General features: G+C 70.8%; 4 protein-coding genes and 1 pseudogene. All 5 read left to right on the plus strand.

The features are described 5' to 3' along the window. The coding region (locus tag ACFVGO_RS39135) for a nitrate- and nitrite sensing domain-containing protein (RefSeq protein WP_380636927.1) at positions 1-2,948 on the plus strand (2,948 nt) is incomplete at its 5' end. 10 nt (positions 2,949-2,958) lie between these two features. Next, positions 2,959-3,372, plus strand: a complete 414-nt coding sequence (locus tag ACFVGO_RS39140) for a roadblock/LC7 domain-containing protein (protein ID WP_097236138.1) — start codon at positions 2,959-2,961, stop codon at positions 3,370-3,372. Between the two features lie 161 nt (positions 3,373-3,533). Then, positions 3,534-4,175, plus strand: a complete 642-nt coding sequence (locus ACFVGO_RS39145; protein ID WP_359915522.1) for a DUF742 domain-containing protein — start codon at positions 3,534-3,536, stop codon at positions 4,173-4,175. Continuing rightward, positions 4,156-4,740, plus strand: a complete 585-nt coding sequence (locus ACFVGO_RS39150) for an ATP/GTP-binding protein (protein WP_074001502.1) — start codon at positions 4,156-4,158, stop codon at positions 4,738-4,740. Before ACFVGO_RS39145 ends, ACFVGO_RS39150 begins: the two co-directional genes overlap by 20 nt. A 400-nt stretch (positions 4,741-5,140) precedes the next feature. Beyond that, a pseudogene (locus tag ACFVGO_RS39155) lies at positions 5,141-5,635 on the plus strand (hypothetical protein); the annotation flags it as partial.

The raw sequence follows: 5,635 nt of genomic DNA on the forward strand, positions 1-5,635 counted from the left end.
TGGAGAACGAGCGCGACAAGACGCTCATACCCCTGCTCACCAAGCAGGACCCGAACAACGAGGTCACCAAGCGCCGCAACGACACCGACGCCGCGCTGAAGGCCTACAACGCCGCCTACGCCGCCTCGGACAAGTCCGGTGAGCTCCCCCGCCGCCACGAGGCCTTCCAGGCCCTGGTCATCGACCTGGCGCACCTGCGGGCCAACGCGTACAGCCCCGAGCTGTTCATCAGCGCGACCGCCAACGCCTACTCGGTGATGTTCGCCCCGCTGCTGGCCTACGACAACTCGGTCGGTCTGGGCTCCGCCAACGCCACCAGCAAGGGCCGCGCGATCTACGCGATGTCGCTGGCCAAGGCCTCCGCCTCGACCCAGCGCGCGCTGATGCTCAGCCTGCTGGTCGGCATCTCGCAGAACGCCACCACCCGGTACGAGAACGTCGACGCGACCCAGCAGATCGTGATCTCGGAGAAGCTGGAGCAGGTCTCCCTCAACGAGTTCAAGACCGGTAGCGCCCCCGAGGACGCCAAGAAGTACTCGGACGCGCAGGTCGCCCTGGCCACCGCCCAGGAGCGCTCGGCGTACAAGATGCCCAACGGTTCTGCGCCCAGCATGCAGGGCCTGCTGGCCCTGGCTGCCTCGTACAGCCAGGCCGCCGCCGACGGCCAGCAGAAGGGCAAGGCCGCCGCCGACGCCGCGTTCGCCGAGGCGAAGAACGCCGGCCTGACCCCGGACAACTGGAACCAGGCCGCCAACACCCACATCCAGGCCCTGCGGAACACCGAGATCGCGCTGCTGGACGACGTCCTCACCGAGTCCCGCGCCCTGAAGGACAACGCGCTCTACGACGCCATCCTCAACACGATCATCGTCGTCGCGGCGCTCATCCTGGCCGGTCTGCTCACCGGCTACGTGGCCCGCTCGATGATCCTCGGCATGCGCACCCTGCGCAGCGCCGCCCTGGAGATCGCCGACCACCGTCTGCCGGACCTGGTCGAGAAGCTCTCCAAGACCGACCCCGAGCGGGTCGACACCTCGGTGACCCCGATCCCGCTGCACGGCAAGGACGAGATCGGCGAGGTCGCCCGGGCGTTCGACCAGGTCCACCAGCAGGCGGTGGCGCTCGCCGCCGAGCAGGCCCTGCTGCGAGGGAACGTCAACGCGATCTTCACCAACCTGTCGCGCCGCAGCCAGAGCCTGATCCAGCGCCAGCTGGCGCTGATCACCGACCTGGAGAACAACGAGGCCGACCCGGACCAGCTGGAGAACCTCTTCAAGCTGGACCACCTCGCGACCCGTATGCGCCGCAACGGTGAGAACCTCCTCGTCCTCGCGGGCGAGGAGGCCGGCCGCCGCTGGAACACCCCGGTCCCGCTGGTCGACGTGCTCCGCGCCGCCGCCTCCGAGGTGGAGCAGTACGAGCGCGTCGAGCTCTCCGGCATCCCGGAGGTCGACGTCGTCGGCGCCGCCGTGACCGACCTCGTCCACCTGCTCGCCGAGCTGCTGGAGAACGCCACCTCGTTCTCCAGCCCGCAGACCCGGGTCCTGGTCAACGCGACCCGCCTGCCGGACGGCCGGGTGCTGGTCGAGATCCACGACAAGGGCATCGGCCTCACCGCCGAGGACTTCGCGGAGATCAACGAGAAGCTGGCCGAGCCGCCCACGGTGGACGCCACCATCTCCCGCCGCATGGGCCTGTTCGTGGTCGGCCGGCTCTCCCAGCGGCACGACATCCGCGTCCAGCTCCGCCCGTCCGGCGAGTCCGCCGGCACCACCTCGCTGGTCATGCTCCCGCCGTTCGTCACCCAGTCGGGTGCGGCGCCGGAGCCGGACGAGCAGTTCACCGTCTCGCGGATCTTCGCCGAGCAGGAGCCGACCGCCCAGTGGGCGCCGGACGCCACGGCCCGCAGCGCCGCCGAGCTCGGCTTCGACGACCACCTCACCGGCATCGGCAACGCCGGCTCCAGCGGGTTCAGCCCGGCCCTGGAGTCCGTCCAGCGCTCGCAGCGCCTCGACCAGGTCCGCCGCGCGGCCCTGGAGGGCGGCCCGCAGGCGCCGGTGGTGGACGCCGAGGTCGAGGAGGACTACCAGCAGGGCTACGACCAGTACGCCCCGCAGGGATACGAGCAGCAGCCCCACGCCGACGACCGGTACGGCTACGACCAGGGCGGCTACCAGCAGGACGAGTACCAGCAGGACGAGTACGCCCAGGACGGCTACGACCAGTACGCCCCCCAGGGATACGAGCAGCAGGGCTACGCCGACGACCGGTACGGCTACGACCAGGGCGGCTACCAGCAGGACGGGTACGCCGATCAGTACGGCCGGCAGGCCGAGGAGTCCCCGGCCGGCCACCCGTACGCCCCGGAGCCGCCCGCGCTGCCCGCCGCCGAGGCGCACACCACCCTGCCGTCCGGGCTGCCGCAGCGCCGCCCCGGCGAGCAGCTGGCGAGCGGTGGCCCCGCCGCCGCCCCGTCCGGCGCCGGCGCGTCCGGCGACGCCCCGAACTGGTTCGCCGGCGCCAAGGACACCTCGGCGTCCCCGACCCAGCGCGGCCACGACGTGTCCTCGCTCGGCGGATACGGCCCGACCGGCCCGACCGCCAGCACCGCCTGGCAGTCGCCGAACGACGGCGACTGGCAGCGGGCCGAGCAGCTGCGCGAGCCCAGCTCCAGCGGCACCACGGGTGCCGGTCTGCCGCGGCGCGTGCCCAAGCAGAACCTGGTGCCCGGCAACGCCAAGCCCACCCCGCAGGACGGGCCGCAGGTCTCCCGCAGCCCGGAGGAGGTCCGTGGCCGCCTCACCAACCTGCGCCGCGGTGTGGAGCAGGGCCGCAGCGCCGGTAACACCGGAAGCTTCCGGATCGACCCCGATCAGGCAGACCAGTCCGGCAACGGACAGAACCGGAGCACCGATCTCTTCGGCGGCTCGAACCACCAGGAGCGTTGAGTTGACTCAGATGAGCCAGGCCGCACAGAACCTGAACTGGCTGATCACCAATTTCGTGGACAACACCCCCGGGGTGTCCCACACCGTGGTGGTCTCCGCGGACGGCCTCCTGCTGTGCATGTCCGAGGGCTTCCCGCGCGACCGTGCCGACCAGCTCGCCGCCGTCGCCTCCGGCCTCACCTCCCTCACCTCCGGCGCCAGCCGGATCTTCGAGGGCGGCGAGGTCAACCAGACCGTGGTCGAGATGGAGCGGGGCTTCCTGTTCCTGATGGCCATCAGCGACGGTTCCGCGCTCGCCGTCCTCGCCTCCCCGGACTCCGACATCGGCCTCGTCGGCTACGAGATGGCCCTGCTCGTCGACCGCGCCGGCGCCGTCCTGACCCCCGCTCTTCGCGCTGAACTCCAGGGCAGTCTCCTGCACTGACGGTTCGTCGGATACCGTCCAGGTATTCGAAGCACCTCCGCGTCCTTCCCGGGCCCGCTTCGGCGGGCTCGGGTTCGGACGTTGTACGGCCTTCGCACCACCGGCTCCGGACCTGCGCCGAAGCTCGCACCGCACCGCCGCACCCTGTGAGGAGAGGAACCGTGACACCGCCCGACGACCGCAGCGGCCAGTACGGCGTTCCGTACCCTGGCACAGGCCATGACGCCTTCGGAGCACCCGGCGTCGGCCACGGTCAGCAGTACGGCCGGCACCAGTACGGACAGCCCCAGCAGCCGTACCCCCGCCCCGAAGAGCAGTACGGCCAGTACGACCAGTACGCCCGGCAGCCCTCGTACGGCGCCCCGGCACCCGGCTACCCGGCCCCGGCGCCCGAGCCGGCGCCCGGCTACCGGCCCGCCCAGGAGCCCGGCCACTACGAGGAGTTCGAGGACGAACCCGACTCCGGCCCGCTGATCCGCCCGTTCGCGATGACCGGCGGCCGGACCCGCCCGCGCTACGAACTCGCGCTGGAGGCCCTGGTCTCCGCCGATGTCGACCCGCAGCGCCTGGCCACCCTGCTCCCCGAGCACCAGCGGATCTGCACGCTGTGCACGGAGGTCAAATCCGTCGCCGAGGTGTCGGCGCTGCTCTCGCTTCCCCTGGGAGTGGCCCGCATCCTCGTGGCCGACCTGGCCGAGGCCGGCCTGGTCGCCATCCACCAGCCCGCTTCCGGCGGCGAAACCGGAAACCAGCCCGACGTCACGCTGCTCGAAAGGGTCCTCAGTGGACTTCGCAAGCTCTAACGCGGCCGCCCCCACCCGCGCCACCACCTCCGCGAAGATCGTCGTCGCGGGCGGCTTCGGTGTCGGCAAGACCACGCTCGTCGGCGCCGTCTCCGAGATCAACCCCCTGCGCACCGAAGCCGTCATGACCTCGGCCTCCGCCGGCATCGACGACCTCAGCCACGTCTCCGGCAAGACGACCACCACCGTCGCCATGGACTTCGGCCGCATCACCCTCGACGAAGACCTCATCCTCTACCTCTTCGGCACCCCCGGACAGGACCGCTTCTGGTTCATGTGGGACGACCTCGTCCGAGGCGCCATCGGAGCCGTCGTCCTCGTCGACACCCGCCGCCTCGCCGACTGCTTCCCCGCCCTCGACTACTTCGAGAACAGCGGACTGCCCTTCGTCGTCGCCCTCAACGGCTTCGACGGACACCAGCCCCACACCCCCGACGAAGTCCGCGAAGCACTCCAACTCGGCGCCGACACCCCCGTCATCACCCTCGACGCCCGCCGCCGCGACAGCGCCAAGAGCGCCCTCATCACCCTCGTCGAACACGCCCTGCTGGCCCGGCTCCGCTGAGCGAGGGGGAACCGCCCGGCCCCGACGGTCCGTCCCCTGCAGCGGGCCGTCGGGGCCGCGATGCTTACCGGCCGGTGTCCTCCGGGGGCCCCGCGCAAGACCCGTGTATAAGCAGCGGATAACAGTTCGGTAGGCATTTTGTGATCAACAATGACTCAGTGTGGCGAATCCGCGTCACTCAGCGCCAGGTGACCACGGATTTGCTCCGCCATGTCGGTGAATGTCCGGATTGTTCCGGCGTGGGCGTCGGACTTCGGCTGTTTGTCCCCCATCCCCGCACGTGCTGAAATTCCAGCTACCCCTGGATGTCTCCTGCTCCGGCCCGTCCGGCGGAGGTCAGGGCACCGGGGTAGCGCTGGATTGATCCATGGCCGGCAGTCGGCCGAGAGGTAGTTGTCGAGTGAGGCGTAAGCAGCAACCCGCCCCGCAGCGGCGCTCCGAGCCCCGCCAGAGCGAGCCGAACGGTACCCAGGGGGATCCGGCCGGATTCTCCGCGTTCACTCCCACCGAGGAACGCGCCCAGGGCCCCGCCCCGGCCCCCGAGCCCCAGGCCGCGCCCACGGCGCCCCGCAGCGGCGGTTCGTCGGGCGACGGCGGCGGCTCCAGCCGGTACGACTTCCTCCGCCCGCGCAACTGGCGCGTGCCGACCCGTCTGATCGCGATCCTGCTGATCCCCGTGATCATCAGTCTCGTCTTCGGCGGTCTGCGCGTGAACACCTCGGTCGACGGCTACATCAAGGCCTCCCGCGCCGAGAAGACCGCGGAGCTGGCCAAGGCGGCGACCGAACTCGCCGAGGCGCTGGAGAACGAGCGCGACAAGACGCTCATACCCCTGCTCACCAAGCAGGACCCGAACAACGAGGTCACCAAGCGCCGCAACGACACCGACGCCGCG

The organism is Kitasatospora sp. NPDC057738 (assembly GCF_042798815.1).
In the GTDB taxonomy this organism is placed as follows: domain Bacteria; phylum Actinomycetota; class Actinomycetes; order Streptomycetales; family Streptomycetaceae; genus Kitasatospora; species Kitasatospora lactacystinica.